Origin of the sequence: Derxia gummosa DSM 723, assembly GCF_000482785.1 — a bacterium.
Classification (GTDB): Bacteria; Pseudomonadota; Gammaproteobacteria; order Burkholderiales; family Burkholderiaceae_E; genus Derxia; species Derxia gummosa.
Map to the genome: position 1 here is coordinate 421,625 of NZ_KI519499.1, position 20,582 is coordinate 442,206.

The following is a 20,582-nucleotide window of genomic DNA, read 5'->3' on the forward strand; positions in this document are numbered from 1 at the left end:
TACAGGAGAACTTCATGTCAACCCGCAAGACGGGGCGCCTGCGCGCGCTCCTCGCGGGCGCGTTCGCGCTCGCCCTCGCCGCGTGCGGCAGCGGCAGCGACGGGCCGGCCAGCGCGCCGGTCACGCCCTCGGCCTCGTTCATGGTTAAGGCCGGCGGCACGGTCGCGCTGATGCCCGCCGACGCCACCACCGCCGTCGACCCGACCGACGCGGCCAGCAGCCCGAGCGGCTCGACGCCCTACTTCGTCCCGTCGGGCGCGATCGGCGTGACCGCGCTCAAGACGCTCATGAACGACGCCACCACCTTCCCGGCGGCCGAGCAGCCGCTGACCGTCACGGTCGGCACCGACAGCTACAAGGGCTACCGCCTCGCCGACGTGGTCGTGCGCGCCACGAAGTTCCGCCCGGCCGACTACAACACCGGCGCCTTCGGCGCGACCACCGCGATCGTCGCGGTCGGCATCGACGGGCGCATGTCGGTGTTCTCGTTCACCGAGCTGATCCGCACCGCCAACGGCGAGAAGACCATCGTCGCCTACGAGAAGAACGGCGCCGCCCTGCCCGACGCCGAAGGCGCGATGGAACTGATCGCCGGCGCCGACACCGATCCCGCGCTGCGTCGCACGCCGCGCCTGGCCGAGCTGCATGTGCGCAATGACTACGTGGCCACGAGCGGCACGCTCGCCTCGGCCGCGACGGCCGCCGCCGTGGCGCCGGGCGATGTCGCGTTCACGATCTCGGGCGCGGTCAACAGCAGCATCACCGTGACGGCGGCGACGCTGTCGGCCACGTCGTCGCAGGGGCTGTACGCGGTGGACCGCATCGGCAGCCGCGCTGCAAGCGCTTTCACCACCTACCACTTCCAGGAATACGGCCCGCGCCACATGAACTACTGGTACGGCCAGGGCGTGCGCCTGACCGACGTGCTCGACACCGCCGGCCTGCAATTCCCGGCCGAGAAGAACCGCTGCTTCGTCGTGATCACGAGCCTCAACAACCAGCCGGCGCTGTTCTCCTGCGGCGAGCTGTACAACAGCGCGGTGGGCATCGGCGACGGCCTCGCGGGCGCCGGCAACCGCAGCCGCTCGAAGGGCGTGCTGCTCGTGACCGACGACTTCCGCATGGGCACGGGCAACAACATGATGATGACCTGCTGGAACGACTACTCCACCTGCACCAAGACCGACGCCGGCAATCCCGAGGCCTACACCTCGGCCATGGACGCCAACGGCGACCACGTGAACTACCAGTCGATCGCCCTCGTCTCGACCGAGGACAAGCTGCCCTTCATCCCCTTCGGCCGCTGGTATCCGATGCCGGCCAACTGCGCCAGCTTCGTCTGGAAGTGCAACGCCTGGATCGACGTGGGCGAGCGGCTGCAGCAGGGCATCCGCGGCATGACCGTGTACTACGCGGGCGCCAGCGGCGGCATGCACTGACCGCCGGCACCGGCGGCCGGCGCTGGCGGCGCCCCCGCCAGCGGCCGCGTCCGGCACCCATGCCGGCGCGCCGGTCATGCGGCGCGCCGGGCGCGGACGACACCCGCGCCCGGCGCCGTCTGCTCAGAACTTCACCCGCCCCTGCACGAAGCCCGTGCGGCCCAGCTCCGGAAAGCCCTCGGCGTAGGCGTAGTAGCGGTCGAACAGGTTGCGCACGCCGGCCTCGATCAGCACGCCGGGCGCGACGGTCCAGCCGGCCTTGAGGTTGGCGATGGCAAAGCCGTTGGCCACCTGGGCGCCGGTGCTGTCGCTGTAGGCATAGCCCTGGGCATCGACCGAGGCGGTGAGGTCGAGCAAGGGCGTCGCATGCAGCCGCGCGAAGCCGTAGAAGCGATGGCGCGGCACGTCGGTGAGCCTGACCGTGGGCGTGCTGCGGTTCTTGCGCGCGATGCCGGTGTAGTTGCCGCCGACATCCAGCAGCTCGCCGCGCCGGTCGGCCGACAGCTCGATGCCATCGACGCGCACGCGGCCGACGTTCTGCGCCTGCTGGCAGTTGCCGGCCGGCGTGTAGTTGGGGCAGAGCGCGCTCGGGAACACGACGTTCTGGATCAGGTTGCTGATGTCGCTGTGGAAGACGGCGACGGCGAGGTCGGTGTCGGCGGCGCGGCCGTCCCAGCCGATCTCGTAATGGTTGGCGCGCTCGGGTTCGAGTCCGGCGTTGGGAATGGCGCGGCCGAGGCGGTAGCTGTAGCGGTCCTTGATGGTCGGGAAGCGGCTCTTGCGCGCGACGGTGGCATGCAGCCGGCCATCGTCGCCGAGCCGGTAGAAGACGCCGACCTGGCCGTTGAGCGCCGAGTCGTCCACGCGCGGGAAGTCGCTTACCACCTTGGTGGTCGAGTTGTAGTCCTCGGCCTGGACGGCGCGGCGCGCGTCGCGGCCGAGGCCGGCCACGAGCGTGAGCCGGGGCGTGACCGCGTGGCTGTCCTCGATGCTGAGGCTGGTGGTGCGGTCCTTGAACCAGCGCCAGGGCTCGCCGGCGTTGTGCTCGCGGTGGACGTCGATCTTGAGCTGGGCGGCGACGCTCAGCCGGTTGCCGGGCGCGACGGCGATGTCGTCCTGCAGCGCGAGGCCGTTGCTGTAGTCGTCGTACCAGCTCTGGAAGGACGAGGGCCGGTTCTGCGTGGTGTAGGTCGCGTCGTCGTAGGCGAACAGCGAGTTGCGGAACCTGTCGTTGAAGGCGCGGACCTTGACCGTGTGGATGCCGAGCGCGGTGCTGGTGCTGAGGTACACGCTGTCCTTGTTCCAGTACGGCCAGCGCCAGTAGGCGGGGCTCGCGACGCGGCCGGCATAGGGCGGATCGCCCTTGCTGCCGTTCTGCTGGATGAAGCTGAGCGCGTATTCGTCGCCGGCCCTGGGCGTGAGGCCGAGCTTGACGCTGGTGCGCGTGTCGGCGGCCTGGCTGTTGTCGCGCCAGCCGCCGTCGTCGCCCTTGGGCGGCCGGTAGCCGGTGGGCAGCGGCGTGCGGTCCTGGTCGAGCGTCGCGGCGCCGAGTTGCAGGTACCACAGGCCCTGATTGGTGCCGACGTTGGCGAAGGCGCGGCTGCGGAAGGGTTCGCCCCGGCCCACGAAGTCGATGCCGCCGCCCGCGTCGCCCTCGAACTCGCGCACCGGGCGCCGGCTCACGAGGTTGATCGCGCCGCCGAGGGTGTTGGAGCCGTAGGCCATCGCGCTGAAGCCCTTGCTGATGTCGATGCGCGCGAGGTCGAAGGTGGTGAAGCGGCCGAGGTCCACGTTGCCGTCATAGGGCACGTACACCGGGATGCCGTCGATGAAGAGCTGCACCTGGCGCGTGTCGAAGCCGCGCACGTACACGACCTGCTCGTTGCGCTGGCCGTGCTTGCCGATGTTGATGCCGGGCGTGAGCGTGAGCGCGTCGCCGACGGTGAAGCGGTCGGCGGCCTGGATCGTGGCGGCGTCGATCACGTCGGCGGTGCCGATCGGCGGGCCGCCGACGGGCGCGGCGACCTCGACCTTGCCGAGACTGAAGGCGGATGTGGCGTCATCGGCGATGGCGGCGGTGGCGAAACCGCCGCCGATCGCGGCGATGAGCAGGGCGAGGCGCTGGCGGCGCGAGGGGATTTGCATGCGCATGTCCGCAAACTTTCGTTATGTTTGAAGATGAACAACGAAAGCCGGACAGCAAGAGCTGCGCCAAGTGGCAGCCTCGAACCCGCTGTCAATCACAGGCGATTTCACCCGTGGCAGCGGGCACGATTGGCCAAGACGGCGGCGCCCTCACCCGCCCTTTGTACGAAATGTAATTTTCACTACAGCGCAATTTTTCAAGGGAGCAGGCGAAGCGTCATGCAAGCGATTGCAGACGACTCAGAGCGCGCCGGCCGACGGCCCGAGCCGCACCGCCACGTCGGCCGGCGGAGCGCTGTAGGGCGCCGAGGTGACGAGGAAGTCGGCGCCGGCGGCCACATAGGCGGCGGCGTTGTCGGCCTTGACGCCGCCCGCCGCAGCGATGCTCGCGGGCAGGCCGTCGGCGTCGATGAGCCGGCGCGTCTCGGCCACGGCGGCGGGCGTGAACTTCTCGAGTTGCAGCACGTCGGCGCCGGCCCGGGCCCAGAGCAGCGCCTCGGCCGGGTCGGCCACCTCGACCACGAGCTTCTTTTCCGGCTCCTGGGCGCGCAGGCGGGCGATGGTCTCGGCCGGCGCCTCGGCGAGGAAGGCACGGTGCTCGGCGAACACGAGGATGCTTTCGGACAGCCCGAGCCGATGCAGCCGCGCGCCGGCGCAACGCACCGCCTTGACCGACATCGCCTTGGCGCCGGGCGCGGTCTTGCGCGTGCAGGCCACGGGCAGACGCCGGCCTTCGTGCACCGCGGCCGCGACGATGGCCGCCGCCGAGGTGGCGATGCCGCTGGCCCATTCGACGAGGATCTGCGACGCCTTCCAGGCACGGTGCAGCTGGGCCGCCGTGCCGTGGGCGACGAGGATGGGATCGCCGGCCGCGAGCGCGCTGCCGCTCGGCGCAAGCAGCTCGGCGCGCGCGCCGGCCAGCTCGAACATGCGCGCGGCCTCTTCCGTGCCGCAGACGGTCATGGCGCGGCGCGCGTTGAAATGCGCATGCGCCGCGCCCGCGCCGATGCCCAGGCTGAGCGTGGTGAGGTCGCCGGCGGGCACGTCGTCGGCGAGCAGTTGCCAGAGCGCGGAATCGGAAAGCGCGCGTTCCTGCATGGGAGGTCTCCGTGGGGTTGGGCAGGCGCGCGGTGGCGCCGGTGGCGCGCATTGTCCGCGCACGGGCGGAGCCGGCGGATCGGGCCTCGCCGCGCCGCGCGGCGCGGGCGCGTTCAAGGCCGGCCGCGCGGCCTCAGCCCAGCACCGCCACGCCCTTGACCTGGGCATGCACCGCCAGCCCCGGGCGCAGGCCAAGCTGCTCGGCCGAGCGCCGCGTGACGCGCGACAGCAGCCGCACTCCGCCGGCGTCGAGCTGGATCAGGCTGCGGCCGCGCTCGTCGTCGCTGCGCGCGACGATGAGCGCCGGCAGCACGTTCTGGATGCTCGAGCGCGACGGCGGATCGAGCGCGATGCTCACGTCGCGCGCGGCGATCTGCACCCGCACCGCAGCGCCCGGCTCGCGCTCGACGCGGCTGACCCAGATCGCGCCACCGCCGAAGTCGAGCCGCGACAGCCCGTAGCCGTCGTCGCGCAGGCCGAGCCGCGTCGCGACGACCACGCCGCCCTCCTCGCTGCGGGCGAGCGCGAGATCGGCGCGCGCCGTCACCTCGCCGATCGGGCCGCTCGCGAGCACCTTGCCGCGTTCGAGCAGCACGAGATGGTCGGCGAGCCGGGCGACCTCGCTCATCGCGTGGCTGACGAAGATCATCGGCAGCGCGAGTTCGTCGCGCAGCTTCACGAGCCAGGGCAGCAGCTCGGCCTTGCGTGCTTCGTCCAGGGCCGACAGCGGTTCGTCGAGCAGCAGCACGCGCGGGCTGGTCATGAGCGCGCGCGCGATGCCAACGCGCTGCTGCTCGCCGCCCGACAGCCGTGCCGGCTTGCGGTCGAGCAGATGCGCGATGCCGAGCAGCTCGACGATCTCGTCGAAGTCCATGCGCCGCGCACCGGTCTGCAAACGCTTGCAGCCATAGTCGATGTTGCGCCGCACGTTCATGTGCGGGAACAGCCGCGCGTCCTGGAACACGAAGCCGAGCGGCCGGCGATGCACCGGCACGAACACGCCGGCGTCGCTGTCCTGCCAGACCTCGTCGCCGATGGCGACGCGGCCGCGGCAATGCGATTCGAGGCCGGCGATCGCGCGCAGGCAGGTGGTCTTGCCCGAACCCGAGGGGCCGAACAATGCGGTCACGCCGGCACCGGGCAGTGTCAGTTCGGCCGCGAGGCCGAAGCCCGGCCAGTCGAGCGCGAGCCGGGCGGTGATGCGGTTGCCGGCCGCGTAGGGCGCGATGGCGGCGTCGGGCTGCGCGGGCGCGAAGCCGGCGGCGAAGCCCGGCCGGGCATGCCCGGCGGCCAGCGTGCCGCCGCCCTCGGGCACGACCGACTTGCGCAGGAAGCGGCTGAAGAAGGGCATGGGGTTCTCCTCAGCCGCGCGCCGCGCCGTTGGGCGCGAGCCAGTTGCCGCCGCGCCCGAGCAGGCTCATCGCCAGCAGCACGATGAAGGAGAAGGCGACCATGCCGCCCGCCAGCACATGGGCCTTGGCGTAGTCGAGCGCCTCGACCTCGCTGTAGATGAGCACCGACAGCACGCGCGTCTTGTCGGGGATGTTGCCGCCCACCATGAGCACGATGCCGAACTCGCCCACCGTGTGCGCGAAGCCCAGCACCGTCGCCGCCGCGAAGCCCGGCCCGGCGAGCGGGATCACCACCGAGAAGAAGCGGTCGAGCGGCCCGGCGCGCAGCGTGGCGGCGGCCTCGATCGGGCCGTCGCCCACGCCCTGGAAGGCGGCCTGGAGCGGCTGCACGACGAAGGGCAGCGAGTACACGACCGATGCCATCACCAGCCCGTGGAAGGTGAAGGGCAGCGTGCCGAGGCCGAGCGATTTCATCGCCTGCCCGAGCGGCCCGTTCGGCCCCATGAACACCAGCAGGTAGAAGCCCAGCACCGTGGGCGGCAGCACGATCGGCAGCGACACCGCCGCGCCGACCGGCGCCTTGAGCCAGGACCGCGTGCGCGCCAGCCACCACGCGATCGGCGTGCCGATCACGAGCAGCAGCAGCGTCGTGAGCGACGCGAGTTCGAGCGTGAGCCGGATCGCCGCCCATTCGGCGGCGCCGAACAGCGGCGGCGCGACATCGTCGGTCATGGTCGGGCGTCAGGGCAGGTCGTAGCCGAAGCTCTTGATGACCGCGCGCGCCGGCTCGCTCTTGAGATAGGCCAGCAGCGCCTCGGCGGCGGGCTTGCCCTTGCCGTTGACGAGCAGCACCGCGTCCTGGCGGATCGGGTTGTAGAGCGTCGTCGGCACGATCCAGGCCGAGCCCTCGGCCACCTTGCCGTCCTTCATCACCTGCGACAGCGCGACGAAGCCCAGTTCGGCATTGCCGGTGGCGACGAACTGGTAGGCCTGGGTGATGTTCTCGCCCAGCACCAGCTTGGGCTGCACCGCCTCGTACACGCCCAGCTTCCTGAGCGCCTCGGTCGCGGCGAGGCCGTAGGGCGCGAGCTTGGGATCGGCCAGCGACAGATGGGCGAAGCCGCTGCCCTTGAGCACCTCGCCCTTGTCGTCGACGAAGCCGGGCTTGGCGCTCCAGAGCACCAGCTTGCCGAAGGCGTAGGGACGCGCGCTGCCGGCGACCGCGAGGCCTTCCTTCTCCATCTTGGCCGGCGTCTCGTCATCGGCCGAGAGCAGCACCTCGAAGGGCGCGCCGGCCTTGATCTGCGCGTAGAACTTGCCCGTCGCGCCGGTGGACAGCGTGACCTTGTGGCCGGTCGCGGCCTCGAAGGCCGGGATGATCTTCTGGATCGGGGCGGTGAAGTTGGCGGCGACCGCGAGGCTCAGCTCGTCGGCGCGGGCGGCGGCCACCGACAGGATGGCGGCGGCGCCGAGCAGCAGACGGGACAGGAGGCGGGAAGGCTTCATCGGAACTCCGGACAGGCGGGGTGAGAGGAGAGGTCTGCGGCTGTAGTGGTGGTTGTGCGGGTCATGCGCCGGCTCAGAACACGCGCTGCACGACGATGCGCGTGAGGTCGCGCACATGGCGCGGGCCGGTGACTTCGTCCATCAGGCTCACGAGCACGAAATGGCCCTCGCGCGCGATGAGCGGCGCCTCGTCGTCGTCGAAGCAGATGAACACGCCGTCGCCGAGCGGGCTGTGGAACAGCTCGGCCCAGCTGAACAGGGCGCGGTAGCCGTCGTCGGCCTCGGCCACGATCACGAGCCGGCGGCAGTCGTCCTGGCGGTCGATGCTCGGGCGCGCGGCCTCGACCAGGGTCTTGAGCGCGACGCCGCGATAGCGGCGCGCCGCGCCGATGCCGCCGTTCATGCAGGTGGCGCGGAAATCGATGAAGCGCGTGGGCAGCGCGCGCAGCGTGTCGTCGCAGAGCACGAGCGGCCGATCGACATTGCCATTGACGATCAGCCCCTGCCGTGGCGCGACGGGCTGGACAAGGCTGGCGATGAATTGTTCGGGCTTCATGCGGGCTCCGTGGCGGGCAGTGTCGGGTTTGTACGCTATGTTGTCAGACGTATAGCGCTCAGCAAGACACAGGCCAGCGACCGGCGACTGATTGCATATCGAAACCCGGCTCAATGTGAAGCCGCGAGCAGGACGACCGACGGATCGAACACCGCGATGAGCGAGGTGCCGGGCAGCGGCAGCGCCGCTTCGTCCACCGCCTCCTGCAGGCAGAACACGCTCAGGCCGCCCGGCAGCGCGAGCGTCATCTCGACCCGGCCGGCGTCGTGCTCGGTCTCGGCCAAATGGCCTTCGAGCCGGTTGGCGCGCGCCGGCACCAGCGCGTCGGGGCCGACGGCCGAGGCGGCGCTCGACTTGAACACCGCGATGGCGGGCGCGCCCACGTCGAGCCCGAGATGGTCGAGGCTGAGCCGTGACACCAGCGCGCGCAGGCTTTGCGCATTGGCGAGGCGCAGCTGCACCGAAGCCTGCGGGCCGACCAGATCGATGCGCTCGACCACGCCCGCGAGCTGGTTGCGCGCGCTCATGCGCATCGACAGCCGGCTCAGCATGCCGAGCCAGTGCTGCATGTCATTGCCGCCGCTGGCGACCCAGTCGAGGAATTCCTGCTGCTTCGCCTGGAGCGCGGCATAGGTGTCGAGCAGGGTGCGGCCGGCGGCGGTGAGCGTGGCGCCGCCACCGCCGACACCGCCCTTGCTGCGCTCGACGATGGGTTCGCCCGCGAGGTTGTTGAGCGCGTCGATCGCGCCCCAGGCCGAGCGGTAGCTGATGCCGACGGCCTGGGCGGCCGCGCTGATCGAGCCGCCCTCGGCGATCTGGCGCAGCAGCTCGAAACGGCGCGGCCCCACGAGTTCCTGACCGTCGCGCTCGACGAAGAGCTGGGTGGCGAACAGCAGCGGCTTGGCGTCCGGATTGGTCGGTGATGGCATCGGGAAGAACTCCGGAGGACGCGGATCGCGCTTCGATGTGTTGTAGTTGTCGCGATTATGTCATCGGATATGTCTGTCCTTGCCTATCGACCGTCAGCCCGGTGTCAACCCGATAGCTGGGCAGCGATAGCGAAGTCTGGTCGGGACCGGCGTTGCGCGGGCCCCAGGCGCCCGCCCGCCGGGCCTCAGCCCGCCCGGTCGAGCGCGCGCGCGAGCCAGCGGTGCAGCTCGGACGACTGGCTGGTCGCGGCGTTGAAGCGCAGCCAGGTCGAAGGCGCCTGGGTCGGGTTGAACAGCGCGCCCGGCGCCAGCAGGATGCCGTCGCGCCGGGCCTCGGCCGCGAGCGGGCGGGTCTCGGTGCCGGCGTCGGCCCAGATGAAATGCCCGGCCTCGGGCACGCCCGGCACGCGCAGGCCGGCCTTCTCCAGCGCGCGCACCGCCGTCTCGCGCGCGGCGTCGACGCGTCCGCGCAGCCGCTCGACATGCTTGCGGTAGCGGCCCTCGGTGAGCACCTTGTAGAGCACGCGCTCGGGCAGTTCGGGATTGGCGATGGCGCACAGCGTCTTGCGCTCGGCCAGCGCGGCGATGGTGTCGGCATCGGCCGCGACATAGCCGACACGCAGGTTGGGCGCGAGCGTCTTCGAGAAACCGCCGCAATAAATGACGCTGCGCAGCTGGTCGAGGCTGGCGAGCCGCACCGCGCGCCCGCCCGAGGGCGAGGCGAAATCGCCGTAGATGTCGTCCTCGATGATGCGCAGGCCGTGCCGGCCCGCGAGCACCAGCAGTTCGTGGGCGCGCGCGAGCGACAGCGTCGAGCCGGTCGGGTTGTGGCAGACGGCGGTCATCACGAACAGCCTCGGCTTGTGCTCGACGCACAGGCGGTCGAGCGCGGCGAGGTCGGGGCCGTCGGCAAGGCGCGGCACCGGCACGATGCGCGCGCCCGCATAGGCGAGCCGCGCGAACAGCACGAACCAGGCGGGGTCCTCCACCAGCACCGCGTCGCCGGGCGCGACGAAGGTCTGGATCGCGAGGTCGAGCCCCTGGGTCACGCCGGCGGTGGTGAGGATGCGGTCGGGCTCGGCGCCGATGCCCTGCCCCGCCAGATGCAGCGCGAGCTGTTCGCGCAGCGGCGCATAGCCCTCGGCCGTGCCCTGGCCGAGCAGCATCGACGCCGGCTGGCGCGCGACGCTGCGCAGCGCCGTGGCGATCGATTCGCCGTCGAGCAGTTCGGCCGGCAGGAAGCCGCTGCCCGCCGCGATGCGCACATTGCTCGGGCTGAGCATGTTGCGCAGCAGCCAGCTCGTATCGACGCGCACCGGCGCGGGCGCGGCACCGGCGCGGCTGGCCTGGGCCGCCGGCTCGCCCGGCGCGCTCACGTAGAAGCCCGAGCCGCGCCGCGACTCGACCAGCCCGGCCGCGACCAGCCGGTCGTAGGCCTCGACCACGGTGGCGCGCGCCACGCCCTGCTCGTCAGCGCAGGCGCGGATGCTCGGCAGCCGCATGCCCGAGCGCAGCACGCGCGCCTCGATCTGCTCGGTCAGGCGGCCGACCAGCTGGTCGCTCAGGCGCTCGCGGCTGTCGCGGTCGATGAGGCCGGCGACGGCGGCCGGGGCGGGTCGGGCGACTGTATCGGTCATTTGACTGGGCCAGTTTGGAGTTCTGTCTGGCAAAGTGTACTGCCAGCGTATCGGCGGGCGATGCTAGCTTGCGGCACATGGACACGCTCAGCATCGATCTCCGCCATCTCGCGCCCGGCGACGCCGCCGGGCTCGACGCGCTGCTCGCGGGCGGCGCCCATCGCCTGGCCTGGCTCTGCGTCGCCCCGGGCGATGCCGGTGGCGCCGGCGCTTGGCTGCTGCGCGCGGGCGGCGGATCGCAGGCGCTGCAAACGCTTGCGGCCGGCTTCGCGCGCGATGTGGCGGCCGGCTGCTGGTGCCTGCGCATTCCGCTCGACGCGGCCCGCGACGGCTGGCGTCCGGCCGAGCTGCACGCCGCCGATGCGCGCCTGCTGCCGGCCCGCGCCGAACTCGACGCCACCCTGGCGGCCGCCGGGCTGGCCGGCGTCATCGAACTGAGATCGCTCGCCGACGGCGGCTGGGCCGCCCGCCGCGCGCCGACCGAGGGGCGCGATGTCCTGCCGCGCGCGCTGCCGGCGCTGGCCGCGCGCCAGCCGAGGCCGCGCCGGGAACGATCAAGCCGCGCGCGCCTGACCTGAGCCGCGAGCCACGCGGGCCGGCGCGCCTTCGGCCCGGCACATCCTTGGCCGGACGCATCCTCGGTCGGCACCCACCTGACCGCGTCCCGCCGGGGCGGCGCCGGACGACGGTCCGTTTCCCGGCGGGACGCCAACAGGCCACGCAACGAAGCCGTCTTCCGCCAGGCGGAACAGCGCCCTCCCCACCCGCCTTCTCCGCACATCGCGCCGGGCCGCCGCGTCACACACTCGGCGGCGTATCCCTGGCGTGAAGGCTGCGGTCCGCCCGCGCCCGCCGTCGCTTGACCTCTCCATCCACGCCCCGACGGCCGACAACCTCCATGCGCCTGAAATCCGCCACTTCGGCCTTTTTCGGCTTCGTGATGGCAGCCCTGGTCGCCAACCTGCTGATGCTCGCGCTCATCGACCAGGCCCGGCTCGCCACCCGCGTCGCCACCGAGCGGCGCGACGCCGCGCATGCCCAGGTCGACGTGATCATCCGCGCCAACGACCTCTTCGCCCACCTGGTGCAGAGCTACACCACCACCGGCCGCACCCGCTATCTCGACGTCTATTACGAGCTGCTCGCGGTCTCGGCCGGCGAGAAGCCCGGCCCCGGCGGCGACGATCCGATCGCCGCCTGGCGCGCGATGGCCTCGGGCCAGCTGCCGCTCGACGCGCCGCGCACCGGCCCCACGGTCGACCTGGTCGAGCACATGCGCGCGCTCGACTTCAGCCCGGCCGAGCTGGAGGCCGCCCAGGGCCTGTTCGCCATCGGCGCCTCGCTGCGCGAACTCGATTCGATCGCCTTCGCCGCCACCCAGGGCCTGTACGACCGCGAGCACGGCGACTTCGTGTCCGACGGCAAGCCCGATCTCGCCTACGCCGCCGAACTCGTCCACTCCGCCGAGTACGAGGCGCGGCGGGCCCGGCTCGACGCCGCCATCGGCGAACTGGCCCGGCTGGTGCACGACCGCACCGCGCGCGACATCGAGCTGGCCAACGCCCGGCTCGACCGCGCCATCTGGAGCGCCATCGCCATCGACGCGGTGCTGCTGCCGCTGTTCGCCGGCGCGCTGCTGCTGATGCGCCGCCGCGTGCTCGCGCCGATCGGCCGGCTCGTGCTCGTGGCCGGCAGCTATGCGCGCGGGCGCTACGCGATGCGCGCCAGCACCGCCGCGAGCGACGTGGACGAGCTCGACACCCTCGCCCAGTCGCTCGACACAATGGCCGGCGCCATCGCCGGCGAGCTGCGCCGGCGCGACCACAGCGAGCGCGAATTGCAGGCCGCGCGTGACGACGCCGAGGCCGCCGCGCGCGCCAAGTCGGCCTTCCTCGCCAACATGAGCCACGAGATCCGCACGCCCATGAACGCGATCATGGGCATGACCCAGCTCGCGCTCGGCACCGAACTCGACCCGCGCCAGCGCGACTACCTGCGCAAGAGCTACGCCGCGTCCGAGCACCTGCTCGGCCTCATCAACGACGTGCTCGACTGGTCGAAGATCGAGGCCGGCGGCATGACGCTCGAAGAAGCGCCGCTCCAGATCGAGCAGGTGGTCGGCACGGCCGTCGGCCTCGTGCGCCAGCGCGCCCAGGAAAAGGACCTCGAACTGCTGTGCGACTTCGCCGATCCGGCGCTGCTCGGCCACCAGGGCGCGATCCTCGGCGACAGCCTGCGGCTCGGCCAGGTGCTCACCAACCTGCTCACCAACGCCGTCAAGTTCACCCAGGCCGGCCAGGTGAGGCTCACGCTCGACACCGAGCCGCTCGCCCCGCCCGACAGTGCCCGCGTCGGCCTCGTGCTCACGGTGAGCGACACCGGCATCGGCATGAGCGCCGAGCAGGTCGACAGCCTGTTCAACGAGTTCTCGCAGGCCGACGTGTCGACCACGCGGCGCTTCGGCGGCACCGGACTCGGCCTCGCCATCACGCGCCGTCTGGTCGAGCTGATGGGTGGGCGCATCGAAGTGCGCAGCGCGCCCGGCGCGGGCAGCCGCTTCATCGTCCATCTGCCGGCGCGGCTCGCGCTGCCGGCCGACGGCACCGGCGCCGAACTGCCCGCGCGCCACGTGCTCGTGGTGGACGACCAGCGCGAGACGCGCGCCCTCGTCGCCAGCCTCGTGCAGCGGCTCGTGGCCGGTCGGCCCGACGCCATCGTCACCGCCGGCGACGGCACCGAGGCGCTCGCCCGGCTCGACGACGCGGCCCAGGCCGGCACGCCCTTCGACCTGCTGCTGCTCGACTGGGTGCTGCCCGACATCGAGGCGGCCGAGGTCATCGACCAGGCACGCCGCCACTTCCCCGGCATCGACATCGTGGTCATGACCGCCTACGGCACGCCGCATGTACATGCCGCCGTGCGCGCGACGGGCGTGGACTACATCGACAAGCCGGTGCTGCCCGAGGACCTGCGCCGCGCGCTCGCGCCGCCGCTCGACCTGGCCGAGCCGCCCGCGCCGGCCGACACCCGCATCGACGGCATGCGCGTGCTGCTGGTGGAGGACAACGCGCTCAACCGCGAACTGGCCATGATCCTGCTCAGCCGCCAGGGCGCGATCGTCACCAGCGCCGAGCACGGCCTCGAAGCGGTCGAGCGCCTGCGCGCCGACGGCCCCGACGCCTACGATGTCGTGCTGATGGACATGCAGATGCCCGTCATGGACGGCTACGAGGCCACGCGCCAGATCCGCGCCGACCGCCATTTCGACCGCCTGCCCATCCTCGCGCTCACCGCCAACGCGATGGCCGGCGAACTCGAGCGCTGCCTCGCCACCGGCATGCAGGGCCACATGGCCAAGCCGCTCGACGCCAACGCGCTGTGCGCGCTGCTGCAACGCTGGCGCCGGCGTGCCCCGGCCGACACCGCGCGCGGCGCGCAGCCGGCGGGCGCGACCGGCGCGGCGGCGGCCACCGGCCCCGGCCAGCGGCCGGACGAGTTCCGCGCCGGCGCGATCGGCACCTCGGCCGTCGCCGACGACGACCCGCGCGCCACCCGGCCGCTGCCGCCGCGCAACACCCGCCCCGACGCCGCGCTGCCCGCCGTCGCCGGCATCGACGGCGCCAGCCTGCTGCTCAACTGCGACGGCAATGTCTCGCTCGCGCGCCGGCTGCTCATCAACTTCGCCCACGGTCATGCGGACGGCCTGACCGGCTGGAACGACTGGATCGAACGCGGCGCCTGGCCCGACCTGGAACGCGCCGCCCACACCCTGCAAGGGCTTGCAGGCACGCTCGGCGCCACCGGGCTGCGACGCGAGGCAGTCGCGCTCGAACAGGCCGTCGCGCTGCGCGATCCGGCCAGCCTGCGTGCCCTGCTCGGCAGGCTCGAATCGGCGCTCGCCGCGCTGCTGCTCGCGCTCGACCCGCTGCTCGCCGCCGAGCGTCGCCAGCGCGCGCCGCCGGCCACCCCGGCGCCCCCGCCCACGCCGGCCGGCATCCTCGAACTCACCGCCCTGCTGCGCGACAGCGACAGCCGCGCCATCGACTGGTGGCAGACCCACGAGAACGGCATGCGCCGCTATCTCACGCCGCTCGCGCTGCGCCGCATCGGCAACGCCCTCGCCGCCTTCGATTTCGACGCCGCGCTCGACGCGCTCGAAACCGGCCGCCTGCCCGACGCCGCGCCGGGCGCCGGTCCCGCGCCCGATCCTGCCCCCGCGCCCACCGCCCCGCCGAGGACCGACCGATGACCCCCAGCCCCGCCCCCACCGACAGCGCGCCGGCACAGGAAACCATCCTCGCGGTCGACGACACGCCGGCCAACCTCAGCCTGCTCGCCGCGCTGCTCGGCAAGCGCTACCGCGTCCAGCTCGCGCCCTCGGGCGCCAAGGCACTGGAACTGGCGCGGCGCGCGCCGCCGGACCTGGTGGTACTCGACGTGATGATGCCGGAGATGGACGGCTACGAAGTCTGCCGCCGGCTCAAGGCCGATCCCGTCACCGCCGACGTGCCGGTGCTCTTCCTCACCGCGCTGTCGCGGCCCGAGGACGAGACGCGCGGCTTCGAGGTGGGCGGCGCCGACTTCGTGCACAAGCCCTTCAACGCGATGACCGTCCTCGCGCGCGTGCGCACCCAGCTCGACCTCAAGGCCTGGCGCGACGCGATGCGCGACCGCCACGCCTGGCTCCAGCGCGAACTCGACGCGCGTCTGGCCGAGGTCGAGCGGCTGCGCGAATCGGCGCTGTTCACGATGATTTCCTTCTCGGAGTTCCGCGATCACGAGACCGGCAACCATGTGCGGCGCACGCGCGAATACGTGCGCGTGCTGGCCCAATGGCTCGCCGTCCACGCGGCCGACGCGGCCTACCGGCTCGAGCCCGACGAGATCGAGCAGATCGCGCGTTCGGCGCCGCTGCACGACGTCGGCAAGGTCGCCATCCCCGACAGCATCCTGCTGCACACCGGCCCGCTCGGCCCGCCCGCCTTCGAGGTCATGAAGACCCATGCGATGAAGGGCTGGGAGATGCTCGGCCGCATCGAGACCGAGCTCGGCCCCGACGGCACGCGGCTGCTGCGCCATGCGCGCGACATCGCGCGCTGGCACCACGAGCGCTGGGACGGCACGGGCTATCCCGACGGGCTGGCCGGCAACGCCATCCCGCTGTCGGCCCGGCTCATGGCCGTGGCCGACGTGTACGACGCGCTCATCAGCCGCCGTCCCTACAAGGAACCCTTCCCGCACGCCCGGGCCCTCGACATGATCCGCGCCGGCAGTGGCGGGCATTTCGATCCGGTGATCGTCGAGGCCCTGCTGGCCTGCCACGCACGGCTCGACGCCATCGCCCTCCAGTGGCAGGACTGACAGGGATGAACAGGCATCTGCGCCACATCTTCTCGGCGGGGCTGCTCGCGCTCGGCCTCGCGCCGGCACTGGCCGGCGCGGTCGATCTGGCCTGGTCGGGCTTCGGCACGCTCGGCTACGCGATCTCGAACCGCGACTACACCTACCAGCGCTTCATCGACGACCGCGGCACCCTCAGCCGCGACAGCCTGCTCGGTGCCCAGCTCGACGCGCGCTTCAGTCCGCAATGGTCGATCACGGCCCAGGCCACCTACGCCGCCGCGCCGGAGAGCGACAGCCATCACGACCTGCGCCTGACCTGGGGCTTCCTGGCCTGGCGCCCGAGCAACGACTGGCTGCTGCGCGCCGGCCGCCTGCGCGTGCCGCTCTACCTCTATTCGCAGACCATGGACGTGGGCGAGACCCACGACATGGCGCGGCTGCCGACCGAGATGTATTCCATCTCGCCCGCCAACGACTTCGACGGCCTGAGCGTCACGCGCAACTGGCCGACCGAGCACGGCGAGCTGTCGCTGGAGGCCTATCACGGCCTCGCGGTGACGACGGCGCGCTTCTGGACCCGTGACGGCGCGCCGCCCGCGATCGCGCCCGGCGCGCGCTACATCGACGTGCATGTGCGCGCCACCGGCCTCGTGCTCACGCTGCGCGAGGCCGACAGCTTCGCGCGCCTGGGCGTGCACGCGGTGCGCACGCGCCAGAGCAACGGCCAGGGCGTGCCGGTGCGCTTCCAGTGGCAGCCGCTCGGCCCCGAGCTCGGCTACTGGCAGGTCAACGCCGGGCTGCCCGGCCCGGGCGTGGACGAGAAGCAGACCATCCGCAACACCATCGTCTCCGCCGGCATCGAGCAGTCCTTCGGCTCGGGCTGGCGCGCGACGGCCGAACTTGCGCGCAACTTCCAGCGCGATACCGAGGTCGCCGCCGACACGCGCGGCGGCTACGTGGCGCTGTTCCGCCAGATCGACCGCTTCACGCCCTACGCAAGCTATTCCTTCCTCAAGGCCGGCTCGAAGCAGCTCGACTGGTACCGCCGCCTCACCACCAGCCAACTGCCCGGCTACCTGCCCGGCGCCGAGCAGGTCAATCAGGCCCAGCGCCTCGCGGCCGAGGGCATCTGGGCCGCCGACCAGCGCAGCGTCGCGCTCGGCACGTCCTACGCGCTCACGCCCGACAGCAAGCTCAAGGCCGAATGGGCGCACACGCATGTGGGCGAGGTCTCGCGGCTCGTCGACACGCCGGCCGGCACCGTCACGCCCAGAGGCACGGGCATCGACGTGTTCTCGCTCAACTACAGCTTCGCGTTCTGAGGAGGCCGGCGATGAAAACGCTTGCATGGCTCTTCACCGCGCTGCTGATGCTGGGCACGCCGCTGCTTGCGGCCGAGAACGATCCGGTGCTGCTCATCGGCCATCCCGGCCTGCCACCGATCGACGCCGACACGGTCGAGCGGCTCTACACCGGACGCTCGATCGAGGTCGCGGGCACGCCGGTCACGGTCGTGAACGCGGCCGGCGGCAGCGCGTTGCGACGCCGCTTTCTCGCCACCTGGCTGCGCACCACCGACGAGCGCTACGGCGCCTACTGGACCGTGCGCCGCCATGTTGGCAAGGGCGCGCCACCGCGCGAACTGGGCGGCGGCAGTGCCGAGATGATCGACTTCGTGCGCGCGACTCCGGGCGCGATCGGCTACATCGACGCGGCCGAGCTGAGGCCGGGGCTGAACGTGATCGCGCGGCCCTGACGCCGGCGGCCACGCCGGGCGCGGCCCGCCGGTCACCGGCGCGACGCCCCGGCCGGCGCTGTCGCCCGCGGCATGGCGCGGGTCGCGCGCGGACCGGGCGGCGCGGGGGCCTTGGGCTATGCTCGACCGCCCCGCCGGCCGAGCCGGCCAGCTCCATTCCCTCCGCACGAAAGGCCACCCATGAGCGTGTACGACAAGCTTGCCGCCCTCGGCATCGAACTCCCCTCGGCCGGCGCGCCCGCCGCCGCCTACGTGATGGCCGCGCAGACCGGCAACCTCGTCTTCCTGTCGGGCCACATCGCCAAGAAGGACGGCAAGGTCGTCGTCGGCCAGCTCGGCGCCGAGCTGGGCACCGAACAGGGCAAGGAAGCCGCGCGCGGCGTCGCCATCGACCTGCTCGCCACGCTGCACGCGCATCTGGGCGACCTCAATCGCGTCAGGCGCATCGTCAAGGTGATGTCGCTGGTCAACTCGACGCCCGCCTTCACCGAGCAGCACCTCGTCACCAACGGCTGCTCGGAGCTGCTGGCCGAGGTGTTCGGCGAATCGGGCCGGCATGCGCGCAGCGCCTTCGGCGTGGCGCAGATCCCGCTCGGCGCCTGCGTCGAGATCGAGCTGATCGCCGAAGTGGCCTGAGACGCCCTGTTGCCTGACGGCGTCGGCGCCTGGCCGATGAGGCGTCAGGCGCCGCGCCGCAAGGCCCGACCGGCAACGGCGGGCGCGGGCGTCAGCGCGGCTCGCCCTTCGCCCATTGCCGCTTGGGATAGCGCGGCGACTTGCCACGCAGATCGATGCTCACCGGCGCGCGCGGGCGCAGCGTCTCGCCGGGCCGGGTGAGCGCGATCGCGTTCTCGGGCAGACCGGCCGCGAGCAGCGCCGCCGGCAGCACCCGGCGCGGCGCGTCCGGCGCCTCGTCCGAGAGATCGAAGGTGGCCCAGTGGATGCCCAGTCCGCGCCGCGCGCCGAGGGCCTGGAACACCTTCACCGCCTCGGCCGGATTGATGTGCTGGTTGCGCATGAAATCGCGCGGCTCGTAGGCGCCGACCGGCAGCAGCGCCATGTCCACCGGCGCGAAGCGCTCGCCGAGCGCGTTGAACAGCGACTCGTCCCAGCCGGTGTCGCCCGCGAAGTAGACGCGGAAATCCGGTCCGCTCATCATCCAGCCCGCCCACAGCGCGCGGTCGCGGTCGAACAGGCCGCGACGGCTCCAGTGCCGCGCCGGCACGCAATCGAACTTCACGACGCCGTGACGGCCGGTGACGGCGGTCTGCTCGTTCCAGTCGAGCGCCTGCACGCGGTGAGCGCCCCATTCGCGCAGCAGCGGCTCCAGCCCGAGCGGCACGAGAAAGAGCGGATCGCCCTTTGCCGCGAGCGCGCGGATGCTGCCCTCGTCCAGATGGTCGAAGTGCGAGTGCGAGATCAGCACCACGTCGATGTCGGGCAGCTCGGCCACCGACATCGCGGGCGGCACGAGGCGCTTCGGCCCCATCCATTGCACCGGCGAGGCGCGCTGCGAGAACTGCGGATCCGTCAGCACGTTGAGGCCGGCGATCTGCACCAGCACCGTCGCATGGCCGATCCAGGTGGCCGAGGGCTCGGCGCGATTGCCCTGGAGCCAGCCGAGATCGGGCACCAGCGGCGTGATGTCGGTGGTGGGCGCCGGCATGTGGCGCGTGAGGCGGCTCCACTGGAAGGCGAGCACGTCCGAGGTGTCGGGCAGGGCGAAATCGCGGTCCAGGTTGTGGAAGCGGCCGTCGGCGTAATGGTCGGTACCGGCACGCTGGCGCAGGTCTTCATGGCCGCTGCCGCAGGCGGCCAGCAGGCCGGCCACGAGCGCTGAACAGAGCGCGGCGCGCCATGCGGCGCGCACCTGGGAGGGGGGCGTCTTCGTCATGCGCGGCGAGCTTATCGGAGAGTGACCGCCCCGGGATGCGTCCCGATTGACGGTATTCCCGAGCAAATCTAGGGTGCTTTGGCGGATCGACTCCGCGGTCCGCTCACCGATGGGAGGGACACCATGCTGACGACCCACGACAGCCACGCGCCGATCGGCGCAGGCCACCACTCAGCCGCCAACGACGAACCGGCGCGCGTCACGCTCGACGCGCCGCTGCGATGGCTGCGACAGGGAGCGGCCGACATGGCGCACACGCGCTACTTCGGCATGGCCTATGGCGTCGTGTTCGCCTTCATGGGGCTGGCGCTCAACGACATCTATGCCCATCACTGGCAGCTGACCATGGGGCTGACGGCGGGCTTCTTCCTGATGGGGCCGTTCGTGTGCGCGGGCATCTACGAGCTGAGCCGCCAGGTCGAGCACGGCGAGGAGCCGTCGCTGGCCGCGTCGGCCGTGTGCTGGAAGCGCAATCCGGGTTCGATCGGCTTCTTCGCGGCGATGCTCACCTTCCTGATGATCATCTGGGCGCGGGTGTCGATCGTGATCTTCGCGCTGTTCTCCACCACCGACTTCCCGACGCTCGCGGGCGTGCTGATGCAGGTGTTCAGCTTCCAGAACCTCGAGTTCGTGGGCGTGTGGATGGCGGTCGGCTTCGTGTTCGCGTCGCTCGCGTTCGCGATCTCGGTGGTGTCGGTGCCGATGATGCTCGACCGCGACATCGACACCCTCACTGCCGCCTTCACGAGCGCGCGCGCGCTGTTCGCCAATCCGCTGCCGATGTATCTGTGGGCGGCGCTGATCGTGCTGCTGATCGGCAGCAGCCTGGTGTTCGGCTTCCTCGGGCTCATCGTCACCGCGCCGCTGGTCGGCCATGCCTCCTGGCATGCCTACCGCGAACTGGTGCCGCAGCGCTGAACCGGCGGC

17 protein-coding genes are annotated in these 20,582 nt (G+C 72.0%); 8 read left to right on the forward strand and 9 right to left on the reverse strand.

Going from position 1 to position 20,582, the window contains the following annotated elements:
- Positions 1-14: 14 nt before the first annotated feature.
- Positions 15-1,439, forward strand: coding sequence for a hypothetical protein (locus H566_RS27740; RefSeq protein ID WP_051379014.1), 1,425 nt, complete (start codon positions 15-17; stop codon positions 1,437-1,439).
- A 123-nt stretch (positions 1,440-1,562) separates the two neighbouring features.
- Here the strand turns inward: H566_RS27740 and H566_RS0119295 are convergent, their stop codons facing one another.
- From H566_RS0119295 to H566_RS0119330, 8 genes are all read right to left on the reverse strand, one after another.
- Positions 1,563-3,584: a TonB-dependent receptor plug domain-containing protein gene (locus tag H566_RS0119295; protein WP_028312728.1), complete on the reverse strand. Its 2,022-nt coding sequence runs from the start codon at positions 3,582-3,584 to the stop codon at positions 1,563-1,565.
- Between the two features lie 240 nt (positions 3,585-3,824).
- The gene (gene modD / locus H566_RS0119300; RefSeq protein WP_028312729.1) at positions 3,825-4,682 is read right to left on the reverse strand and encodes a ModD protein; all 858 of its coding nucleotides are present in this window, start codon (positions 4,680-4,682) and stop codon (positions 3,825-3,827) included.
- Positions 4,683-4,815: 133 nt separating this feature from the next.
- Entirely contained in the window at positions 4,816-6,033 is a 1,218-nt protein-coding gene (modC, locus tag H566_RS0119305; protein WP_084545293.1) for a molybdenum ABC transporter ATP-binding protein, read from the reverse strand.
- A 10-nt stretch (positions 6,034-6,043) separates the two neighbouring features.
- Positions 6,044-6,766 carry a molybdate ABC transporter permease subunit gene (modB, locus tag H566_RS26430; RefSeq protein ID WP_051379015.1) on the reverse strand — a complete coding sequence of 241 codons (723 nt, stop codon included), beginning with the start codon at positions 6,764-6,766 and terminating at the stop codon, positions 6,044-6,046.
- Positions 6,767-6,775: 9 nt separating this feature from the next.
- Positions 6,776-7,540, reverse strand: coding sequence for a molybdate ABC transporter substrate-binding protein (modA, locus tag H566_RS0119315; protein WP_034412249.1), 765 nt, complete (start codon positions 7,538-7,540; stop codon positions 6,776-6,778).
- A gap of 73 nt (positions 7,541-7,613) precedes the next feature.
- Positions 7,614-8,096: a hypothetical protein gene (locus H566_RS27745; RefSeq protein WP_051379016.1), complete on the reverse strand. Its 483-nt coding sequence runs from the start codon at positions 8,094-8,096 to the stop codon at positions 7,614-7,616.
- Positions 8,097-8,206: 110 nt separating this feature from the next.
- Positions 8,207-9,025, reverse strand: a complete 819-nt coding sequence (locus tag H566_RS0119325; protein WP_028312732.1) for a TOBE domain-containing protein — start codon at positions 9,023-9,025, stop codon at positions 8,207-8,209.
- 185 nt (positions 9,026-9,210) lie between these two features.
- A complete protein-coding gene (locus H566_RS0119330) occupies positions 9,211-10,662 on the reverse strand; it encodes an aminotransferase-like domain-containing protein (protein ID WP_051379017.1) in 1,452 nt (483 codons plus the stop codon).
- Between the two features lie 77 nt (positions 10,663-10,739).
- On the opposite strand from H566_RS0119330, the gene H566_RS0119335 reads away from it, so the two are divergent.
- From H566_RS0119335 to H566_RS0119360, 6 genes are all read left to right on the forward strand, one after another.
- Complete coding sequence (locus H566_RS0119335; RefSeq protein WP_028312734.1) at positions 10,740-11,240, forward strand: hypothetical protein; 501 nt, start codon at positions 10,740-10,742, stop codon at positions 11,238-11,240.
- Between the two features lie 320 nt (positions 11,241-11,560).
- Positions 11,561-14,911, forward strand: coding sequence for a hybrid sensor histidine kinase/response regulator (locus H566_RS27750; protein WP_051379018.1), 3,351 nt, complete (start codon positions 11,561-11,563; stop codon positions 14,909-14,911).
- Entirely contained in the window at positions 14,908-16,023 is a 1,116-nt protein-coding gene (locus H566_RS0119345; protein ID WP_051379019.1) for an HD domain-containing phosphohydrolase, read from the forward strand. The genes H566_RS27750 and H566_RS0119345 overlap by 4 nt, the downstream gene beginning before the upstream one ends.
- Before the next feature lie 5 nt (positions 16,024-16,028).
- Positions 16,029-17,327 carry a hypothetical protein gene (locus H566_RS0119350; RefSeq protein WP_034412253.1) on the forward strand — a complete coding sequence of 433 codons (1,299 nt, stop codon included), beginning with the start codon at positions 16,029-16,031 and terminating at the stop codon, positions 17,325-17,327.
- Positions 17,328-17,338: 11 nt separating this feature from the next.
- Positions 17,339-17,761, forward strand: a complete 423-nt coding sequence (locus tag H566_RS0119355; RefSeq protein WP_028312737.1) for a type 2 periplasmic-binding domain-containing protein — start codon at positions 17,339-17,341, stop codon at positions 17,759-17,761.
- 180 nt (positions 17,762-17,941) lie between these two features.
- A complete protein-coding gene (locus H566_RS0119360) occupies positions 17,942-18,397 on the forward strand; it encodes a RidA family protein (RefSeq protein ID WP_028312738.1) in 456 nt (151 codons plus the stop codon).
- Between the two features lie 91 nt (positions 18,398-18,488).
- Here the strand turns inward: H566_RS0119360 and H566_RS26445 are convergent, their stop codons facing one another.
- Positions 18,489-19,655, reverse strand: a complete 1,167-nt coding sequence (locus H566_RS26445; protein ID WP_051379020.1) for an MBL fold metallo-hydrolase — start codon at positions 19,653-19,655, stop codon at positions 18,489-18,491.
- 123 nt (positions 19,656-19,778) lie between these two features.
- On the opposite strand from H566_RS26445, the gene H566_RS0119370 reads away from it, so the two are divergent.
- Positions 19,779-20,573, forward strand: coding sequence for a DUF2189 domain-containing protein (locus tag H566_RS0119370; RefSeq protein ID WP_051379021.1), 795 nt, complete (start codon positions 19,779-19,781; stop codon positions 20,571-20,573).
- The last annotated feature ends 9 nt before the right edge of the window (positions 20,574-20,582 follow it).